This is a genomic window from Porphyromonas gingivalis ATCC 33277 (assembly GCF_000010505.1).
In the GTDB taxonomy this organism is placed as follows: domain Bacteria; phylum Bacteroidota; class Bacteroidia; order Bacteroidales; family Porphyromonadaceae; genus Porphyromonas; species Porphyromonas gingivalis.
In genome coordinates this window covers 67,166-85,004 of the sequence record NC_010729.1, presented here as the reverse complement: position 1 = coordinate 85,004, position 17,839 = coordinate 67,166, and the positions used below count along the sequence as shown (strand labels likewise).

The window sequence follows — 17,839 nt, the reverse complement described above, 5'->3', positions numbered from 1 at the left end:
AAAAGATATGATTATGCTAAGACTTATTCAAACGGAAGAATTTAAGACGATAATTTCGTCTTGCTCTACAAATGAACAAGAACAAAAAGCATCGGAGAACTTTATGAAGAGGATCATTGATCTATGTGATGCAGAAGACGACACCATCTCTTTGTTTCGTATTCTCCGCTATACTCGTTTTCGCTTACAAACTTTGCAAGCGGTGTATTTGATGGACGGAAAGGGGAAAAAATGTGTCGGAGCTACTATGTGTCATTGATACGGAGTTAAAGTTATTAAAGATGCGGATGCAGGGGCTTCTTTCTACTTTGCCCGTCAAACCAACCGAGAAACTTCGTTGGACAGGTAAAGCAACCGACTTGGTGGAACTACTCTACGCACTTGATACCTGTGACTGTATCAACGATGGTGAAATCGGTATAGAAGAATTGGCAGATGCCTTTTCCGAAATCTTTGGTATAGAAATCAAGAACTGCTACAACGTCTATATGAACATGAAACGCCGCAAGGATGACAGCCGCACCTATTTTCTTGATGAACTCCGAGAGGAGCTGAACAAGCGTATGGTGGAGAGTGACCTGAAAGGCGGAAAGTTCAAGAAACGGTAAATCAAAAGGGAGATACTCTGATTCGGAGTATCTCCCTCTGTCTTATTCTTTGATAAGCAGTTCCAATTTCTTGGCTATATCCTCGGATGCCGGAAGCAGTTCCTTATAGGCTTCGGGCAGTTCGGGTGAAAGGCTGTATGTCGCCACACCGATGGGCATTGCCGAAGTCTTGAGGGCATATTCCACAATCGTCCTGCTTTTGGATTTGCAAATGATGATGCCGATGGCAGGGTTTTCATGCGGCAACTTAACCGTCTCATTCAGGACATTGAGATAAAACTCCATCTTCCCTTTGTACTCAGGCTTAAACTCACCGATTTTCAGCTCCACGGCTATCATTGCCTGCAAGCGACGGTTATATAGCAACAGGTCAATAAAATACTCCCTGCCATCCACTTCAAGTCGGTACTGATTTCCCATGAACGAAAAGTCCGTTCCGAACTCCATCAGAAAAGAGCGGATATTCTTGATGATAGCCTGTTCCAGCTCATATTCCGAATGCCCCTCGCCCAATCCGATAAAATCCAAAGTGTACTCGTCTTTTACGGCAAGGACGGCTTGATTACGAATGTTTTCGGGTAGCGTGGTATCAAAATTGCTTTGTCCGAGCAAGAAGTTCTCATACGTCTTCAATTCTATTTTGTGTATCAGCACGTCTTTCGTCCATCCGTATTTCTTGGTTGCCAAGATGTAGAACTGTCTCTGTTGTGTCTCCTTACACTTGGTCAGAATGACGATATGTTTTGTCCAACTGATTTCTGCGACCAATGGTTGCAGAATTTCATTTGATTGATATTCAGAGTAGAATCGTGCCATATCCCACATATTTCTCGCACTGAATCCTTGTATGCCCGGAAACTCCTTTTGAATATCTTGGGAAAGGTTTTCCACAACAGATTTTCCCCAGCCGAGTGCTGTCTGCTGTTCTGTAATACGCATGCCAATTTCCCAGTAAAGGGCTATCATCTCCTTATTGACGGCTTTCAACGCCTCGTATTGTGCGGAGCGAATGCGCTTGGTTATCTCGTCTCTGAAACTTTGGTATTCTGTCGAAGTGAACGATATATTATGCATACTCATATTCTTTTCTTATAAGGTTTCCACAAGTTCTATCGAAAAGCCCTGATAACTCTATAGACAGCCCACAGGCAGGTGAAAGGAGCGGTGAAGACTCCTATGATGCCAAAGAGGAGGAGTTTAAAGATATAGTAAAATACCCACTGCCAGTTTGTTCCTGCAATCATTTTATAGGGAATGAACTTCTCAGCGAAGAGATAGCCTGACCATATCGCCATCAGCACATATCCGGACATCCATCTCATCTCCTCAAAACCTTTGGTCGCTAAGAAATTCCATCTGAAACCTATGACAAACAAGGCGATGAGAAACAACAGACTGAAGATGCTCCGCCAAATCTCACTACGTTTTCTTTTCTGAAAACAAGGTGTACAGAGTATCGGCTGATACCTTTCCGCACATTCTGAGCATAGTCCTTTCCCGCAATCTGAGCATTGGGCAACTGCCGGTTCTTGGGTATGATTAAAACAATTCATAGTGTAATCAATTAGCGTGTTCAAAAATACAAAAAATCTGCCTTAGAGCCAAGAAAAACAACCGTTATTTCTTGGTATTGAGTAGTTTGGAAAGTTCCGGATCATCGGCAATCCGCTGCAACTCCCGTTCCACGATTTCCCGCACCTCCGTCTTGACACGGTCATAGTTCGCCTTGATTTCCTGCTCCATCATATCCTCTCCGTTTTCATTCGTGAAGTCTGTCAGAATGGGTATCGGGCGGTAAGCAGCCGTTTCCTTTGCAACTTTCGCATTGTCCACTACAATCTCACAGTGGAATATCTTCTGCTCGATACGTTCGGAGAAGTTATCTGCGACCGCTCCCACGAACATTCCCTGTGTGAGCGTGGAAATCTTGCTCTGCGGAATCAGGCTGTCCATCTGTGTGGAGATGGAAGTGGTCTTATCGCTACGGGTGATGCTCATGCTCTGCCGTTTCTGAAGCACCTTGCCAAACCTCTCCGAGAGCGTCTTTGCCGTTTCGCCGACCACCTGACCGGAGAAAATGTTTCCGACAGTGTTCATCACCACGGCAGCTTCCTTGTCTCCATAATCCCGCTTTAACTGTGAGAAGTCCTGAAAGCCCAAGCATACCGCCACCTTGTTGCTTCGTGCGGTGGCTATCAAGTTGTCCAATCCCTTGAAATAGATGGTGGGCAGCTCGTCGATGAGCACGGAACTTTTCAGCATTCCTTTCTTATTGATGAGCTTGACGATACGCGAATTGTATAACCCCAATGCCGCTCCGTAGATGTTCTGCCTATCGGGATTGTTCCCCACACAAAGGATTTTAGGCTCTTTGGGATTATTGATGTCGAGTGTAAAATCATCACCCGTCATAATCCAATAAAGTTGCGGGCTAATCATCCTTGACAAGGGAATCTTGGCGGAAGCTATCTGTCCTTGCAATTGGTCAGCCGCCCCTCCGAGCCAAGCGTCCATGAAAGGAGAAAGGTAATTCTCCAATTCGGGATAAGAGGTAAGAATGGGAAATATATCCTCGTATTTGCGGCAGAGAAACTCAATGGCGTGCGGAAAAGTACAATACTTACCCCCCTCAAAGATGCGAAGATACCAAATAATGGCGGCAAAGAGTACGATGGGCGATTCCACGAAGAAATCTCCCTGCTTCTGCACCCACGTCTTGTTGAGGTTGAGCATAATCGTATAAGCCGATTCGTAGGCATCCGATATGTCGCTCATAAAGTCGGGGTGTATCGGGTTACAGCGGTGTGACCGACGAGGGTCATCGAAGTTGATCACGTAAAACTTCGGCTTAACCTTATACCCTTCCGAGTGATGTAGCAAGTGATTGTAAACAATCGTAGAGAGGTCGGGATATTTGAAGTCGTAGCAGTAGATGGCAAATCCTTTCTCGACTTGCTGCTTGATGAAATTGTTGATGATGGCATAGGACTTACCGCTGCCCGGTGTCCCCAAGACGGAGACCGCACGAAAAGGATTCACGACGTTTATCCACCCTCTGTTCCACTTCTTGCGGTAATAGAATCGGGTCGGCAGATTGACCGAGTACTCGTTTTCCAAAAGTCTTGTCTCCTGCATAAAGGATTCATTCTCTTGATTGAAGACATCCTCCATCAGGTTGTTCTTCAAGAGTCGGCTCATATAGAGTCCCGCCATCAGCAGACAAACATAGCCTACGGTTATCGTAAAAGTATAGAGAGCCGTATTCGCCTCTATGGGCAGTGGCAAGGCAAGTATCCACCAATTGAGGAAGAAAAAGACAAAGCCGGCGCTCATGAATGCCCATATCTTCGACCAAGTGATATGCTCCTCTTTCACACCTTTCGTACCCAGACATGAAAGCCCCATCAGTACCAACGCAAAAAGCTTGGTATAAAGCATATTTCCGAACAGCCCCGCCGTGCGGTGGAAATTCATCAGTATCCTGTCCACCACACCGATATTCACGCCCCATAGCCGTATCGCCTCATAGCAATACCAATAGAGGTGGGCAACCACCAGTATGATACTTACGGCACGCAGAAAATCCATGATTTTCGCCAGTGCTCTCAAATCGTCTTCTTGTTGCATAGTTTTTCGTTTAATTTCGTTCTTACTTTTATGATTGTTGAAATTGTCTTATAAGACTTTTCAAATTGTCTTATAGGACAATTTTAATTCCCTTATAAGAGAATTTAACACCTCTGATAATTCCTGATAATCAACATCTTACAATCTTCGTTTTTCTACACTTTAGAGATGGAAAATACGGTTTATAACCGAGGCTTCTTCTGTTTCTTCTTTCTCTGCATCCGTCTACGGAACTGTTCTTCCTCCCAATCCGTTCCGTTGGCTTCCATAGGCAAATCAAGAAGACCGCCCAAGAAGGAATTTTCTTGCGACGGGAGCGTATGAGATGCAGACTGATTTTCACCTTGAGGAGTATTAACAGAGAGTTCGAGATGCGGACGGTCGAACCACTCGGCAATAGCGTTTGCCGAAAGTTCCTTGCCCAATCTCGAGCCATTGATGACACAGCCGTTGTTATGGTCTATAAAGGTGACACCATAGAGCCGCCCTTCCTCGTTCTCTCGGAAGATGACATCAATACCCCTGTGATGCAGGTTCCCCCTGAAATCCTCTCTTGTGGCAGAACGCTTCAATGCTCCGGCTACGATTGCTTTGGTCTTAGGAGCAAGATGCTTTTCCTTCAGTTTCTCCTTTGACGCCTTGAATCTATTTTGCAGAGCTTCATATCCGACAGACTTCCCAAAGAGAGAGGATTTAAATACTTTTCCGACTTTATTCCCCTTGTCATCCGTGGCAAAGTAGAGAAGTCCCATATAGGTTTTTCCGCGTATCTCTCCCTTAACCTCCTCCACACATATATTGTAGGTGGAGAGCAAAGCACGGTATTCCTTAAAACTCGGACAGTGGTAGAATTTCGCTGCCGGTCTGATGACCGAAACCAGTTGCTTTTTAAGATTCTCTCCGTCGCCGTAGCAGACTTTTTGCAGGCGAAACACTTCTTTTTCCTTCCGCATTTGCGCAGGGATCAAACCGTACTTCTGTTCCAGTTCTTTGAGAATACGGGTGCTGGTATAGAAATTATTGCCATCGTTAATCTTCTTTCCCCGTTCATCGACGGCTAAGGTGACAATATGCAGGTGATGCCTGTCTATGTCTTCATGCTTATAAACGATAAAGGGTTGATTAGCGTAGCCCATCTTTTCGATATACTCCCGTGCGATGGCTGAGAACTGCTCATCGGTAAGTCTGTCATCGGGATGCGGATTCAAGGAGATATGTATAACCAGTTTCTTAGTGAGGACATGACTCGGCATATATGCCATAAAGTCCTGCATACAGGCGGATATATCGTGTGTTCCATCAGCCGGAGAGAACACTTTGTTGGTCTCCAGAATCTTGGCAACGCCCTCATTTACCTTCTCTCCATTGTACGCCAACGCGCCGTAAAGGGAACTGCCATAGTTTATCTTTGCGACCATTTCTCTTGAAATTCACGGGTTAGATGTACGATTTCGCCTCCGACAGCCGCCAATTCGAGTGTCAGTTTCTCCAGTTGGGCAAGCATCGCAAAGGCTTTTTTCTCGGTGAAATTGCTCTTTAAGGCGACCACAGCTTGGTTATAATTCACCCCGACACTGCGAAATTGTCCGTACAAAGTCGTCAGTTTTTGATAGTAATCAAGCAGTGAACGATCTACTTTTATCACTCGGAAAGTCTCATCAAAGACCCTTGCCTTGATGAAAACAGCCCTGTTCGGGACACCTGACTGTTCATAAAGCGTCAGGAAACGCGCAAACTCCGTGTCCGTAAACCGAACCATGCAACAATGGCTGGCTTTCTCTTTTTTCAGGGGTCTCCCCACATGTCTCTTTGTCATTTTACTTTGGATTTTAGTGTTTCACGGCATCACCGGCATTCAAGACAAGGCATTCTCTCTTCCAAGAAAAAACGACTTCGGAGTTTTTTCAGCCCTCTGCAAGAGCAAGAGTTCTGAGTTACCGAATTTATTTCGAGTAACGCAGGACATATCTTGCTATTTGCTCCGGCGCAAATAAATCCGTCCGCGAAGGACGGAAGTCGAGTCCCTCAAAAAAGAACGCTTTATGCCTCGAAGACTTCGGCTTACCGCTTGGGTGCAAAGTTACTAAGCGTTGTGCCTAAAGCACTTACCTCTCACGAAGCCACAAATACGCAAATCGAAGCCACAAGTACGCAGTTAGCAAAAAGGGCAGAAACAAGGGGATAAAGGCTTCTATATTTGCCCTGTCGGACGGCTGTTTGCGGGTCGGTGGACACACCTGCCTACCCAAGTCTAAAAACCTGTCCGCAGTCATTTGAACAGATAATTACGGAAATGGAAATAGAAATGAGAATATGTACAAGTTATTGCCCCCGTCGCCCCTCACACCCTTGTGCAAGGGTACAAGTGTGGACGTATGGATGGGTGGACGTGTGCAGGTATGACTCCCGTCATATAGCTCCACCCTTATACAGGGAGGGACATATCCCGAAAGGCGGGTCGGTGTTCCTTTATCGGAATGCCTGCCTGTCCGGGGATTCATTCCCTCACAGACTCGTTTCCATATCTGCCTTTTCAAGGAAACAAGCCAAGGCGTGCATGCGCCTTTCCACACATATATGTAGAACCATTAAACAGAAAATGAAATGAAAAAGAAACCTGTTTTCATTGCCTTCTCCACTCAGAAGGGCGGTGTCGGCAAAACGACCTTTACGGTCTTGACGGCAAGTTACCTGCACTATGCCTGCGGGTACAACCTTATTGTGGTGGATTGCGACTATCCGCAATTCAGCATCACTGCCATGCGTCAGCGTGACGCACAGGGCGTGGATCGCAACCCCGCGCTGCAAGAATTGGCAGCCACCCAATTCTCCGAGTTGCAAAAGCCCACGTACACCATCCTTTGTGCCACGGCAGAGGCAGCCGTGGATACGGTCAGGGAATATCTGGAAACGCACGAGTCGGATACGGATTTCGTCTTTTTTGACCTACCCGGAACCATCAACAATGACGGTGTGCTGACCACCCTCTCCGGTATGGATTATATTTTCACCCCCATCTCCGCCGACCGTATTTCCTTGGAAAGCACGCTGAGCTTTTCAGCCATCATCAAGGAGGCGATAACCGACAATACAGACACTGCCAACAAAGGGATTTACCTCTTTTGGAACATGGTGGACGGCAGAGAGAAGACACCTCTCTATGCGATGTATGAAAAGGTCATTGCCGAGTTGGGACTTCCAGTCTTGAAGACGGCAGTCCCCAATACGACCCGCTACAAAAAGGAAGTGATGGATGAGGGTACGACCCTCTTCCGTTCGACTATCTTTCCCGCCTCTCGCACGCTGCTCAGAGGCAGTCGTCTGAAAGAGCTCGTGGAGGAAATCTTGTCCATCGTAAAACCTGAAGCATATGGCAGAGAAGAATAAAGGGGCGATAGATCCCGTCGCTATCCGGGAATTGATTTCACAGGGTATCCCGATGAAAAAGAAAGAGAGCGAGATGATCCCCTCTCCCGGCATTGAAGAGGTGGATACGTCTGTTCCGGAAACACGGAAAGAAGAAGTCTTGGAAGAACCGCAACTACCCATCCGAACACGTCGCAAGAATACCGCCAAAGGAGATTACATCTCGCTCTTCATGCACCGCAATGACCTGTATGACCGCAAAGCAATCTACATCTCCAAAGAGTTGCAGGACAAACTGTCGGAAATCGTCCTCTTCATCCGAAAGAGGGAGATGACATTGGGCATGTACGTGGAAAACATCCTTCTCAAACATTTGGAGGACTACAAGGAAGAAATCAACCGATTAAGTGAAAAGAACTTCAAGAAATTATTGTGATATGAAACAGAAAACAAACCGACCAATGGCAGGCAAAGAGTCCTGCAGAGAACGAAAAAGCGTCTCTTCAAAAGTAACTATCCGTAACTCCACCACGCTCATCGAACATTCCGAGGGACACCCTACAGGTCTCCTTCAGGAAGAGAAGAGCGATTACGAAACCACCTTTCTGCAACCCCTGAACATCGGAGACAGAAAGGGCGTGTTCATTTCCAAAAAGACACAGGAAGAGATTTCCGAAATCGTCTATGTGGCAGCCGCAGGCAAACTGACGATTGGGGCATTCGTAGAACATATTCTCCGGCATCACTTAGAGAGTCACCGTGATGAGATAGATGCCTTGTTTGAACAACAATTCCGTAAACGTTTCGAGCGATGAAGCAGGTGATTGTCATTCTGCTGCTGGTCAGCTTAGCCTATCTCGGCAGCGTGCAGGTCGCCCGCTTCCTGTACGGACGCTATCGGAGTGCCGTGAGACTCTACCGTGAATTGCGGCTCTTTTTCCGGGAACGAGGCAAGGGGAATTTCGTCGTTACCATCCGCATCCCCCAGAAGGAACCCTCCCAAGAGGAGAATATCCTTTTAGCCGAGTTGCCCATCGAAGAAGAGCAACAGGAACAGACGCCTGAAATGGGAATGTCGGAAGAGACCTCTACGTCCATCCCCGAAGAGGAAGAGGATTATGTATTGGTGGAAGTCCAAGGTGAAAGCCGCTCTCTTTCGGAAAGTATCACCGCGGAAGAGCTGCAACAAATGGGTAATGTCCTCTCCTGCAAGAATGCTCCGATAGAGGAAGCCTCGAAAGCCGCTGAAACCATCTATAAGATACACGACTCCCCGATGTTCCAAGCAATTAAGAAAGCAGCCGGGGAACGTGTCCGCGAACTGCTGGAGCGCGTTGCCGAAGAAGCTCCGAAAGAGATTCTGTCAGGCAATTTCGATTACAAACGATTTATCAAGACATAGTATTCACCCATTCAAAGAAAGGAGAGAATATGAGTAAGCCCATTTATCTTGCCATCGCTTCCCCCAAGGGAGGTGTCGGCAAAACCTCGCTTACGGTACTTGCCGCAAGCATTCTGCATTACCACAGAGGATGCGATGTCGCCGTCGTGGATTGCAACCATCCCGTCTATACCATCGCCCGTCTGCGGCAACAAGAGTCGGAAGAACTGAATCATCAAAACCTGATGCGTCTGAAGCATCGGGCATCCTATGCTCCTTATCCGATTATCTGCGCTCCGGCGCGGGAAGCCCTGAACCGGGTGGAGCGACACTGTGCGGACAATCCTCCTCGCTGCATCCTCTTCGACCTCCCTCCATTGATGCGTACCGAAGGGACGGTGGAGCTGCTTTCAGCAATGGATGCCGTCGTCTTTCCCGTTACGGGCAGTCCGATGGATATGGAAGCCGTCCGTCATTTCATCGACATCTTGGGAGAGCAGATACTGACGATGGGCAAGGGCAATATCAAGGAGCTTTACCTGCTTCGCAATATGACACAGGCTTGGGAACGTGAGGAAGCCGACGAACGCTGTCGCACCCTTGCCGATGAAACGGGAGTCCTCTTGATGCAGACCTCATTGAGCCACTCCCGTTTGTATCGTCCGCTGCTTTCCGAACGCAGAAGAGGGGTATGCACCCTCTTCCCACCCCACGGAGGGAAGTTGAGCAGGCTCTGTATTGAGTTAGGTAATGAGCTTCACGAAATCCTGCAACGCCTATGTACCGAATAGTCCTTGTCCTTCTCTTGCTCTACCTTTTGTGGTTGCTTCTTTTTCTCTTGTATGAGAGGAAAAGAAGAAAGAAGGGAACACCCCCAAAAGAGCCTTGTCAAACGGTCCGTGAAGCCGAAATCATCGGTAAGAGTCGCTTTAAGATAAGCCACTCGACGCCACAAGTACGCAGTTATCCAAAAGGCGAGGCAGAAGCAAAAAAGGCTTCTATATTTGCCCTCGAAAACGGACAAGAACCATCGGAAGAGCCAGATGAACTGCCCGACATAGACGAGATTCCTTTAGTGTATGAATCTTCGGATGCTCCATCCTTTGAAGAAGAGGAAGAACTTCCCGTATCGGGAGAAAGCGAATATGCCACGGGAATTGATTTTGAACGGGTGCTGGAAGCCTTGTCGGTCATTCACCGCCACGCCCACACCGAAGCAGAGCGACAGAGTACCGGCGATACGCTGAGAGCGTTGGAAGGAACCCGCCTGATGGAAACGCTCCGAAGCGATGCGAAACGCTCAGCCACGATCGATGAAATCGTCCGTGCCCGTTTCGAGGAGCTTTACAGCGGCGAAAAGGCGTAACGCCCCTTCCGAATGGTTTTGTCCCAATAGTATGAACCCTTTAATGCAACAAGCAATGAAAGAAAAAGAGTACGGCTGATCCCAAGAGAGCCACCACTAACATCCAAAAGTAACAACAGTATTCATCCGTCGGGAGAGCCTATCCATCTCTCCCGACACAAAACAAGAATGATTTATGACCAAGAAACATTTTCTTTTCGCAGCCATTCTGCTGCTCTCCGCCTATTCAGCCTTTGCCCAAGGCAACGGCTTGTCGGGTATCAACCAAGCCACCAACATGGTAACGTCTTATTTCGACCCAGCCACGAAACTCATTTATGCCATCGGCGCGGTCGTGGGACTTATCGGAGGGGTAAAGGTCTATTCAAAGTTCTCGTCCGGAGATCCCGACACCTCGAAGACCGCCGCGAGCTGGTTCGGAGCCTGTATCTTCCTTATCGTGGCAGCCACCATTTTAAGAAGTTTCTTCCTCTAAGCCTATGGAGACCTATCCCATCAACAAGGGAATCGGTCGCTCGGTGGAGTTTCAGGGACTCAAAAGCCAGTATCTGTTCATTTTCGCCGGAGGGTTACTTGCCCTTTTCGTGCTGTTTGTCATCCTCTATATGGTGGGTGTCAATCAATGGATCTGTATCGGCTTCGGAGGGACTTCTGCATCCATTCTGGTGTGGCAGACTTTCTCCCTGAACAAGAAGTATGGGGAACACGGGCTGATGAAGCGTTCCGCTTTGCACAGCCATCCCCGTTACCTCATCAACCGACGACGCATTCCCTGTCTGTTGCGGCACAAGGAGCTGCCAAGACGAAAGAGAAGAGAGAATAAAAGAATGGACGAAGGAAAGGAGGACAAAGAATGAGAAACCTATTGAAAACCACCACGCTGGAGAACCGCTTTCCGCTGCTTGCCGTCGAAGAGGGGTGTATCCTCTCGAAAGACGCCGACATTACGGTCGCCTTTCGAGTCGAGCTTCCCGAACTTTATACGGTGACGAGTGCGGAGTATGCCGCCATCCATTCCTCTTGGGTAAAGGCAATCAAGGTGTTGCCGACCTACAGCGTTGTACACAAGCAGGATTGGTTTGTCAAGGAGGGCTACCGTCCGGACTTGCAAAAGGAGGATATGAGTTTCCTCTCCCGCAGTTTCGAGCGACACTTCAATGAGCGACCGTTCTTGAATCACGCCTGCTACCTGTTCCTGACCAAGACAACCAAGAACCGCAACCGGCAGCAAAGCAACTTCTCCACCCTCTGCCGGGGACATATCATCCCCAAGGAGGTACGGGACAAGGATACTGCCCGCAAGTTCCTCGAAGCGACCGAGCAATTCGAGCGGATTATGAACGAAAGCGGTTTTATTCGCCTCTCTCGCCTGACGGACGAGGAGATTATCGGGACGGCGGAGACACCGGGACTGATTGAGAAGTATTTCTCGCTGTCCCTCTCCGACACGACGGTTTTGGAGGACATCGACCTCAAAGCCGACCAAATGCGTATTGGCGATAAGCGGCTCTGCCTGCATACCCTTTCCGATACGGAAGACCTGCCCGGGCTGGTAGGCACGGATATGCGCTATGAGCGATTATCCACCGACCGAAGCGACTGCCGCCTTTCCTTTGCCGCTCCCGTAGGGCTGTTGCTGCCGTGCAACCATATCTACAACCAGTATGTACTTATTGATGACAGTGCCGAGAACCTGCAACGCTTCGAGAAGAGCGCACGGAATATGCATTCACTCTCCCGTTATAGTCGCTCCAATCAAATCAACAAGCAATGGATTGACGAGTATCTGAACGAGGCGCACAGCTTCGGGCTTACCTCCGTCCGCTGTCATTGCAACGTTTTGGCGTGGAGCGAGGATGAGGAGGAACTCCGCCGTATCCGTAACGACGTGGGCAGTCAGCTGGCTCTGATGGAGTGCAAGCCACGACACAACACGGTGGATGTGCCGACACTCTTTTGGGCGGGTATTCCCGGCAATGAAGCCGATTTTCCTGCCGAAGAGAGTTTCTACACGTTCATCGAACAGGCGGTCTGCTTCTTCAATGAGGAGACCAACTACCGTGATTCGTTGTCACCGTTCGGCATCAAGATGGCAGACCGCAGTGGCAAGCCCATTCATCTCGATATCTCCGACCTGCCGATGAAGAAAGGCATCACCACGAACCGAAACAAATTCATCTTGGGTCCGTCGGGCAGCGGCAAGTCGTTCTTCACCAACCACCTCTTGAGGCAGTACTGGGAACAGAATACCCATATCGTCTTGGTGGACACGGGAAACAGCTATCAGGGACTGTGCGAGATGATACGCCACAAGACGCAGGGCGAGGACGGGGTCTATTTCACCTACTCGGACGAAAGTCCCATCAGCTTCAATCCATTCTACACGACGGATAAGGTGTTCGACGTTGAGAAGCGCGAGAGCATCAAGACACTGCTGCTGACCCTTTGGAAGAAGGATAACGAGCCTGCCACCCGTTCGGAGGAGGTCGCCCTTTCCAATGCCGTTTCACTCTTTATCGAGCGTATCAAGACGGACGACGGTATCGTTCCTTCGTTCAACAGCTTTTACGAGTATCTCACCACCGACTACTCGGCATTGCTCCGTGAGAAAAAGGTCAGGGAAAAGGATTTTGACTTGGCCAATTTTCTCAACGTGCTGGAGCCGTACTACAAAGGTGGCGAATACGACTACCTGCTGAACTCGGACAAGCAGCTCGACCTGTTGAACGCCCGCTTTATCGTCTTCGAAATCGATTCCATAAAGGATCATCCCATCCTTTTCCCCATTACCACCATCATCATTATGGAACTCTTCATCAACAAGATGCGACGTCTGAAGGGAATACGGAAAGTCATCCTTATTGAGGAGGCTTGGAAAGCGATTGCGTCCGCGAATATGGCGGGATATATCAAGTATCTCTACAAGACGGTAAGAAAATTCTTCGGTGAGGCGGTCGTGGTGACGCAGGAGGTGGATGACATCATCTCCTCAGACATTGTCAAGGAGTCCATCATCAACAACTCCGACTGCAAGATACTGCTTGACCAGCGCAAGTACATGAACAAGTTCGACCAGATTCAGGCACTCTTGGGACTGACGGACAAGGAGCGGGGGCAGATACTCTCCATCAACCAGAGCAACGATGCCACACGGTCGTACAAGGAGGTGTGGATCGGACTGGGAGGTGTGCAGTCTGCCGTCTATGCCACCGAAGTGTCGAAAGCCGAATACCTCACCTACACGACGGAGGAGACCGAGAAGATGCGCGTACTTGCCCGTGCCGAGCAACTCGGCGGGAATATGGAGCTTGCCGTCAGGCAGCTCGCCGAAGAAGAGCAATCAATGAATGTTTAACCGCGTAATACAACAAGTCCGAAAAATATGACGTCATATTTCAAGAAAACAGTCGACTGATTTTCAGATTTACTCGACTGATTTTTCCGAGTGGCTCGAACGACATTGTATCTACGCTAAAATCAATTTGAAAAATGAGAAAGAAAATTTTAATGCTTATGGCGTGCGGTTGCCTCTTGGCAGGCAGCGCACACGCCCAGTGGGTGGTCACAGACCCCACCAACCTTGCACAGAGTATCATCAACACGACCAAGGAAATCGTGCAGACCTCCAAGACGGTCAAGAACACGCTTGACAACTTCAAGGAGGTCGAGAAGCTCTACAATGAGAGCAAGAAATACTACGATGCCCTGAAAAAGGTGAACAACCTCGTGCGGGACGCCCAACGGGTAAAGGAGACGATTTTGATGGTCGGAGAAATCTCCGATATCTATGTGAAGAACTACAAGAAGATGCTCTCCGACCCGAACTTCCGACCGGAAGAGCTGGTCGCCATTGCCAACGGCTACACCAAACTGCTCGGAGAAAGCAACAACCTGCTCAAGGAACTCAAGCAGGTAGTGAACATCACCACGCTGAAGATGACCGACAAGGAGCGTATGGACGTGGTGGATCGCTGCTACAAGGAAATCAGGGACTACCGCAACCTTGTGCGTTACTACACGAACAAGAACATCTCCGTGAGCTATCTCAGAGCCAAGAAGCAGCAGGACACCGACCGGGTGCTTTCGCTCTATGGAACGGACAACGAAAGGTATTGGTAATCATGGGAGCGGAATTTGACAACCTGCACCAAGTCCTCCGTTCGCTTTACACGGAGATGATGCCTATGTGTGGTGACATGATAGGTGTCGCCAAAGGCATTGCGGGCTTGGGTGCGCTCTTTTATGTGGCACTTCGGGTGTGGCAGACGCTTGCCCGTGCCGAACCCATCGACGTCTATCCGTTGCTCCGTCCCTTTGCGCTCGGTCTCTGTATCCTCTTCTTTCCGATGGTGCTGGAGACTATCAACGGCGTGCTCAGCCCCGTTGTGCAGGGGACGCACAAGATGCTCGAAAAGCAGACTTTCAGCATGGACGAATACCGCAAGTTGCGGGACAAGCTGGAATACGAGGCGATGGTGAGGAATCCCGAAACAGCCTATCTGGTGAGTAACGAAGAGTTCGACAAGAAACTGGATGAACTCGGTATCTCTCCCTCGGATATGGCGACGATGGCGGGTATGTATGTGGAACGCAGTATGTACAATTTCAAGAAATGGTTTCGCAATATGGTGCGGGAGTTCTTGGAACTGCTTTTCGCCGCTGCCGCCCTGCTCATCGACACGCTTCGGACATTCTTCCTGATTGTCCTCTCCATTTTGGGACCGATAGCCTTTGCCATCTCCGTGTGGGACGGTTTCCAAAGCACCCTCACGCAATGGTTCACGAGGTATATCTCCATCTATCTGTGGTTGCCTGTGGCGGACTTGTTCAGTTCGATGCTGGCAAAGATTCAGGAACTGATGCTCAAACACGACATCACGCAGTTGCAGAATGATCCCACCTATACGATAGATGCTTCGAACGGTGTGTACCTCGTCTTCATGATTATCGGCATCATCGGCTACTTCACCATTCCAACGGTTGCGGGCTGGGTAATACAAGCCGGAGGAGCGGGTAACTACGGTAAAAACGTGAACTATGCGGCAGGAAAGGGCGCCGGTATCGCAGGTGCTGTGGGCGGAGCCGTTGGTGGATTTGCCGGAGGACACGGAAAACAGGTCTTGCATAGTGCGGGACATAAAGCCAAGGAGGTGGCAGGGCAGCTTTTCCGCAGGAGAAGCGGAAATGCTCCCGAATAATAAACAAGAATGAAAAGCTATGGAATTTAAGTCATTAAAGAATATCGAAACAAGTTTCAAGCAGATACGCCTCTTTACCTTGGTCGTCGTCTGCCTGTGTGCTCTCCTTGCGGGGTATTCGGTATGGAGTGCCTACTCCTTTGCCGAAGCCCAAAGGCAGAAAATCTATGTGTTGGATGGCGGTAAGTCGCTGATGCTCGCCTTGTCGCAGGATCTGTCGCAGAACAGACCCGCAGAAGCCAAGGAGCATGTGCGCCGCTTCCACGAGTTGTTCTTCACCCTTTCGCCCGATAAGAGTGCCATTGAGGGGAATATCTCCCGTGCGCTGCTCTTGGCGGACAAGAGTGCCTACAATTACTATCGGGATTTCTCCGAGAAAGGGTACTACAACCGTATCGTGGCAGGAAATATCAATCAGGTCGTGCAGGTGGACAGCGTACTCTGTGACTTCGACAGCTATCCCTATGCGGTACGGACGTATGCCCGACAGATGATTATCCGTGCGACCAACGTGACCGAGCGCAGTCTCGTGACCGTATGCCGCCTGCTCAATACGAGCCGCAGCGATGACAATCCGAATGGCTTCAATATCGAAGGATTCGAGATTGTGGAGAACAAAGACATCAGTACCCGTAAACGATGAAAAAGAAAAGTCTGTTCCGAATGATGCAGGAGGGAGCTGAGGCAAGACTCCGCCGCCTGTGCGGACGCATCCCCGCTCATCTGAGGCTGTATGTCGTCCTGACGATGCTGGCGGTATTCGCCCTTCTCTCCAATTACCTCTTCTTTCAAGGGATATGCCATATCTTCTTTGAGGAAAGAGGGAATAAGGGAAACATGCCGGTTATCGAGCATATCGAAACGCCTGAAGTCAGGCGGATCTATTCCAACGATAGTATCAACCTATTAAAGTATTACGATTATGTACCCATTCAAAAGAAAGACAGCCTCCGACGCGAGCACCTCGCCTGAGCTGACGGAGGAAGAGAGACAAAGGCGAAAGAAGTTTGTCATTTACCCCCTGATGTTCCTGCTCTTTGCGGGCTCTATGTGGCTCATCTTCGCTCCTTCGGAGAAAGAGGAGGAGAAACAGTCAAAGGGCTTCAATACGGAAGTACCGGATCCGCAAGCCTCGGAACTCATCGGCGACAAGAAGAAAGCCTATGAAAAGGAGATGATGGAACAGAAGGAGCAGGAACGAAGTCGTGCCATGCAAAGCCTCAGTTCCATGTTCGGGGAAATGACAGGAGGACAACCGGAGCAGAGTTCCGAAGAGTTGGCATTAAAGACGGATTTGTCGGAAAGAGACAACGGCTTCGGCTCTCGCACTACTGCTCCGCAAGAGGGATTCCATGCTTCGGCTTCCGCTTATCAAGACATCAACCGCACGCTCGGCAGTTTCTATGAGATACCGAGAGAAGATCCGGAAAAGGAGGAAATGCGTACCCGTTTGAAGGAGTTGGAAAGTCGTATGAGTAATGAACAACAGTCGCCCGCTATAACCGTGAACGACCAGATGGCTCTGCTTGAAAAATCCTATCAGCTGGCAGCCAAGTATATGCCTGCAGGAGGCAAGGGGCAATCCGTTCCCGCTGCTCTTCCTTCGACTTCGGGGAGTGAGACGGCTTCCGAAAGGAAAGTGGTCTCTTCCGGTCGCAATGGAAAGGCGATAGCGTTTCCTGTCAGGCAGGTGAGCGGTCAAATAGTGTCGGCTCTGGCACAGCCGATGAGCGACTCGACTTTCCGCTCCGAATATGTCAAGGAGAGAAACTATATGTTCCATACCGCCATCGGAACAGCCCCGCTGACGGAGAAGAATACCATCTCCGCCTGTGTGCATACCCGGCAGACGGTTACGGACGGGCAAACGGTACGTTTCCGTCTCTTGGAACCGATGCTGGTATCCGGCAAGGAAATCCCTCGGAACTCCTCGTTGGTCGGCGTGGCGAAGATACAGGGCGAACGCCTGAACGTACTCATCTCTTCGCTGGAATATCACGGGAACATCATCCCCGTGGAATTGGCGGTGTACGATACGGACGGACAAGCAGGGATATTCATCCCCGGCTCGATGGAACGCAGTGCCGCCAAGGAGATTGTCGCAGGAATGGGTACTTCCGCAGGCAGTAGTATGAACATCTCCACCGATGCGGGGGCTCAGCTTGCCGCCGACTTGGGCAAGGGGCTGATACAAGGCACTTCGCAGTATTTCTCAAAGAAAATGCGCTCCGTCAAGGTACATCTCAAAGCAGGATACAAGGTATTGATCTACCAATCTGAAAACAAGTAATTC

20 protein-coding genes are annotated in these 17,839 nt (G+C 49.3%); 15 read left to right on the top strand and 5 right to left on the bottom strand.

Going from position 1 to position 17,839, the window contains the following annotated elements; translation table 11 throughout:
- Positions 1 to 281 precede the first annotated feature (281 nt).
- Entirely contained in the window at positions 282 to 608 is a 327-nt protein-coding gene (locus tag PGN_RS00375) for an RteC domain-containing protein (RefSeq protein ID WP_012457224.1), read from the top strand.
- A gap of 42 nt (positions 609 to 650) precedes the next feature.
- Here PGN_RS00375 and PGN_RS00370 read toward each other — a convergent pair whose 3' ends face one another.
- The 5 genes from PGN_RS00370 to mobA form a co-directional block, all read right to left on the bottom strand.
- Complete coding sequence (locus tag PGN_RS00370; RefSeq protein WP_012457223.1) at positions 651 to 1,688, bottom strand: PDDEXK nuclease domain-containing protein; 1,038 nt, start codon at positions 1,686 to 1,688, stop codon at positions 651 to 653.
- Between the two features lie 29 nt (positions 1,689 to 1,717).
- Complete coding sequence (locus PGN_RS11680; protein ID WP_306303718.1) at positions 1,718 to 1,921, bottom strand: permease of the drug/metabolite transporter; 204 nt, start codon at positions 1,919 to 1,921, stop codon at positions 1,718 to 1,720.
- A 304-nt stretch (positions 1,922 to 2,225) separates the two neighbouring features.
- Positions 2,226 to 4,235 carry a conjugal transfer protein MobC gene (gene mobC / locus PGN_RS00360; RefSeq protein WP_012457220.1) on the bottom strand — a complete coding sequence of 670 codons (2,010 nt, stop codon included), beginning with the start codon at positions 4,233 to 4,235 and terminating at the stop codon, positions 2,226 to 2,228.
- A 182-nt stretch (positions 4,236 to 4,417) separates the two neighbouring features.
- A complete protein-coding gene (gene mobB / locus PGN_RS00355; protein WP_012457219.1) occupies positions 4,418 to 5,653 on the bottom strand; it encodes a conjugal transfer protein MobB in 1,236 nt (411 codons plus the stop codon).
- Entirely contained in the window at positions 5,638 to 6,051 is a 414-nt protein-coding gene (gene mobA, locus PGN_RS00350; protein WP_004341650.1) for a conjugal transfer protein MobA, read from the bottom strand. Before mobA ends, mobB begins: the two co-directional genes overlap by 16 nt.
- 788 nt (positions 6,052 to 6,839) lie before the next feature.
- Between mobA and PGN_RS00345 the strand changes: the two genes are divergently transcribed.
- From PGN_RS00345 to traM, 14 genes are all read left to right on the top strand, one after another.
- On the top strand, positions 6,840 to 7,622 hold the full coding sequence (locus PGN_RS00345) for a ParA family protein (protein WP_012457218.1): 783 nt from the start codon (positions 6,840 to 6,842) through the stop codon (positions 7,620 to 7,622).
- On the top strand, positions 7,606 to 8,037 hold the full coding sequence (locus PGN_RS00340) for a DUF3408 domain-containing protein (protein WP_012457217.1): 432 nt from the start codon (positions 7,606 to 7,608) through the stop codon (positions 8,035 to 8,037). Before PGN_RS00345 ends, PGN_RS00340 begins: the two co-directional genes overlap by 17 nt.
- A gap of 25 nt (positions 8,038 to 8,062) precedes the next feature.
- Positions 8,063 to 8,416 carry a DUF3408 domain-containing protein gene (locus PGN_RS00335; protein WP_012457216.1) on the top strand — a complete coding sequence of 118 codons (354 nt, stop codon included), beginning with the start codon at positions 8,063 to 8,065 and terminating at the stop codon, positions 8,414 to 8,416.
- The gene (locus PGN_RS00330) at positions 8,413 to 9,003 is read left to right on the top strand and encodes a hypothetical protein (protein ID WP_012457215.1); all 591 of its coding nucleotides are present in this window, start codon (positions 8,413 to 8,415) and stop codon (positions 9,001 to 9,003) included. The genes PGN_RS00335 and PGN_RS00330 overlap by 4 nt, the downstream gene beginning before the upstream one ends.
- Before the next feature lie 29 nt (positions 9,004 to 9,032).
- Positions 9,033 to 9,773 (top strand): ParA family protein, encoded by a 741-nt coding sequence (locus tag PGN_RS00325; protein WP_012457214.1) that lies wholly within the window; start codon positions 9,033 to 9,035, stop codon positions 9,771 to 9,773.
- Entirely contained in the window at positions 9,761 to 10,348 is a 588-nt protein-coding gene (locus PGN_RS00320; RefSeq protein ID WP_012457213.1) for a hypothetical protein, read from the top strand. Before PGN_RS00325 ends, PGN_RS00320 begins: the two co-directional genes overlap by 13 nt.
- A 175-nt stretch (positions 10,349 to 10,523) precedes the next feature.
- Entirely contained in the window at positions 10,524 to 10,823 is a 300-nt protein-coding gene (locus PGN_RS00315) for a DUF4134 domain-containing protein (RefSeq protein ID WP_012457212.1), read from the top strand.
- 4 nt (positions 10,824 to 10,827) lie between these two features.
- A complete protein-coding gene (locus PGN_RS00310; RefSeq protein ID WP_012457211.1) occupies positions 10,828 to 11,205 on the top strand; it encodes a DUF4133 domain-containing protein in 378 nt (125 codons plus the stop codon).
- Positions 11,202 to 13,703 (top strand): TraG family conjugative transposon ATPase, encoded by a 2,502-nt coding sequence (locus tag PGN_RS00305; protein ID WP_012457210.1) that lies wholly within the window; start codon positions 11,202 to 11,204, stop codon positions 13,701 to 13,703. Before PGN_RS00310 ends, PGN_RS00305 begins: the two co-directional genes overlap by 4 nt.
- Before the next feature lie 134 nt (positions 13,704 to 13,837).
- The gene (locus tag PGN_RS00300) at positions 13,838 to 14,467 is read left to right on the top strand and encodes a DUF4141 domain-containing protein (protein WP_004341668.1); all 630 of its coding nucleotides are present in this window, start codon (positions 13,838 to 13,840) and stop codon (positions 14,465 to 14,467) included.
- Between the two features lie 2 nt (positions 14,468 to 14,469).
- Positions 14,470 to 15,546, top strand: coding sequence for a conjugative transposon protein TraJ (gene traJ / locus PGN_RS00295; RefSeq protein ID WP_012457209.1), 1,077 nt, complete (start codon positions 14,470 to 14,472; stop codon positions 15,544 to 15,546).
- A gap of 19 nt (positions 15,547 to 15,565) precedes the next feature.
- Positions 15,566 to 16,189, top strand: coding sequence for a conjugative transposon protein TraK (traK, locus tag PGN_RS00290; protein ID WP_012457208.1), 624 nt, complete (start codon positions 15,566 to 15,568; stop codon positions 16,187 to 16,189).
- Positions 16,186 to 16,518 carry a TraL conjugative transposon family protein gene (locus PGN_RS00285; protein WP_012457207.1) on the top strand — a complete coding sequence of 111 codons (333 nt, stop codon included), beginning with the start codon at positions 16,186 to 16,188 and terminating at the stop codon, positions 16,516 to 16,518. Before traK ends, PGN_RS00285 begins: the two co-directional genes overlap by 4 nt.
- Complete coding sequence (gene traM, locus PGN_RS00280; protein ID WP_012457206.1) at positions 16,469 to 17,836, top strand: conjugative transposon protein TraM; 1,368 nt, start codon at positions 16,469 to 16,471, stop codon at positions 17,834 to 17,836. Before PGN_RS00285 ends, traM begins: the two co-directional genes overlap by 50 nt.
- Positions 17,837 to 17,839: the final 3 nt, after the last annotated feature.

Excerpts from the sequence above, each read along its gene's own strand:
- PGN_RS00375 (WP_012457224.1), top strand. The coding sequence starts at position 282 with ATGCGGATGCAGGGGCTTCTTTCTACTTTGCCCGTCAAACCAACCGAG.
- PGN_RS00370 (WP_012457223.1), bottom strand. The coding sequence starts at position 1,688 with ATGAGTATGCATAATATATCGTTCACTTCGACAGAATACCAAAGTTTC.
- PGN_RS11680 (WP_306303718.1), bottom strand. The coding sequence starts at position 1,921 with ATGTCCGGATATGTGCTGATGGCGATATGGTCAGGCTATCTCTTCGCT.
- mobC (WP_012457220.1), bottom strand. The coding sequence starts at position 4,235 with ATGCAACAAGAAGACGATTTGAGAGCACTGGCGAAAATCATGGATTTT.
- mobB (WP_012457219.1), bottom strand. The coding sequence starts at position 5,653 with ATGGTCGCAAAGATAAACTATGGCAGTTCCCTTTACGGCGCGTTGGCG.
- mobA (WP_004341650.1), bottom strand. The coding sequence starts at position 6,051 with ATGACAAAGAGACATGTGGGGAGACCCCTGAAAAAAGAGAAAGCCAGC.
- PGN_RS00345 (WP_012457218.1), top strand. The coding sequence starts at position 6,840 with ATGAAAAAGAAACCTGTTTTCATTGCCTTCTCCACTCAGAAGGGCGGT.
- PGN_RS00340 (WP_012457217.1), top strand. The coding sequence starts at position 7,606 with ATGGCAGAGAAGAATAAAGGGGCGATAGATCCCGTCGCTATCCGGGAA.
- PGN_RS00335 (WP_012457216.1), top strand. The coding sequence starts at position 8,063 with ATGGCAGGCAAAGAGTCCTGCAGAGAACGAAAAAGCGTCTCTTCAAAA.
- PGN_RS00330 (WP_012457215.1), top strand. The coding sequence starts at position 8,413 with ATGAAGCAGGTGATTGTCATTCTGCTGCTGGTCAGCTTAGCCTATCTC.
- PGN_RS00325 (WP_012457214.1), top strand. The coding sequence starts at position 9,033 with ATGAGTAAGCCCATTTATCTTGCCATCGCTTCCCCCAAGGGAGGTGTC.
- PGN_RS00320 (WP_012457213.1), top strand. The coding sequence starts at position 9,761 with ATGTACCGAATAGTCCTTGTCCTTCTCTTGCTCTACCTTTTGTGGTTG.
- PGN_RS00315 (WP_012457212.1), top strand. The coding sequence starts at position 10,524 with ATGACCAAGAAACATTTTCTTTTCGCAGCCATTCTGCTGCTCTCCGCC.
- PGN_RS00310 (WP_012457211.1), top strand. The coding sequence starts at position 10,828 with ATGGAGACCTATCCCATCAACAAGGGAATCGGTCGCTCGGTGGAGTTT.
- PGN_RS00305 (WP_012457210.1), top strand. The coding sequence starts at position 11,202 with ATGAGAAACCTATTGAAAACCACCACGCTGGAGAACCGCTTTCCGCTG.
- PGN_RS00300 (WP_004341668.1), top strand. The coding sequence starts at position 13,838 with ATGAGAAAGAAAATTTTAATGCTTATGGCGTGCGGTTGCCTCTTGGCA.
- traJ (WP_012457209.1), top strand. The coding sequence starts at position 14,470 with ATGGGAGCGGAATTTGACAACCTGCACCAAGTCCTCCGTTCGCTTTAC.
- traK (WP_012457208.1), top strand. The coding sequence starts at position 15,566 with ATGGAATTTAAGTCATTAAAGAATATCGAAACAAGTTTCAAGCAGATA.
- PGN_RS00285 (WP_012457207.1), top strand. The coding sequence starts at position 16,186 with ATGAAAAAGAAAAGTCTGTTCCGAATGATGCAGGAGGGAGCTGAGGCA.
- traM (WP_012457206.1), top strand. The coding sequence starts at position 16,469 with ATGTACCCATTCAAAAGAAAGACAGCCTCCGACGCGAGCACCTCGCCT.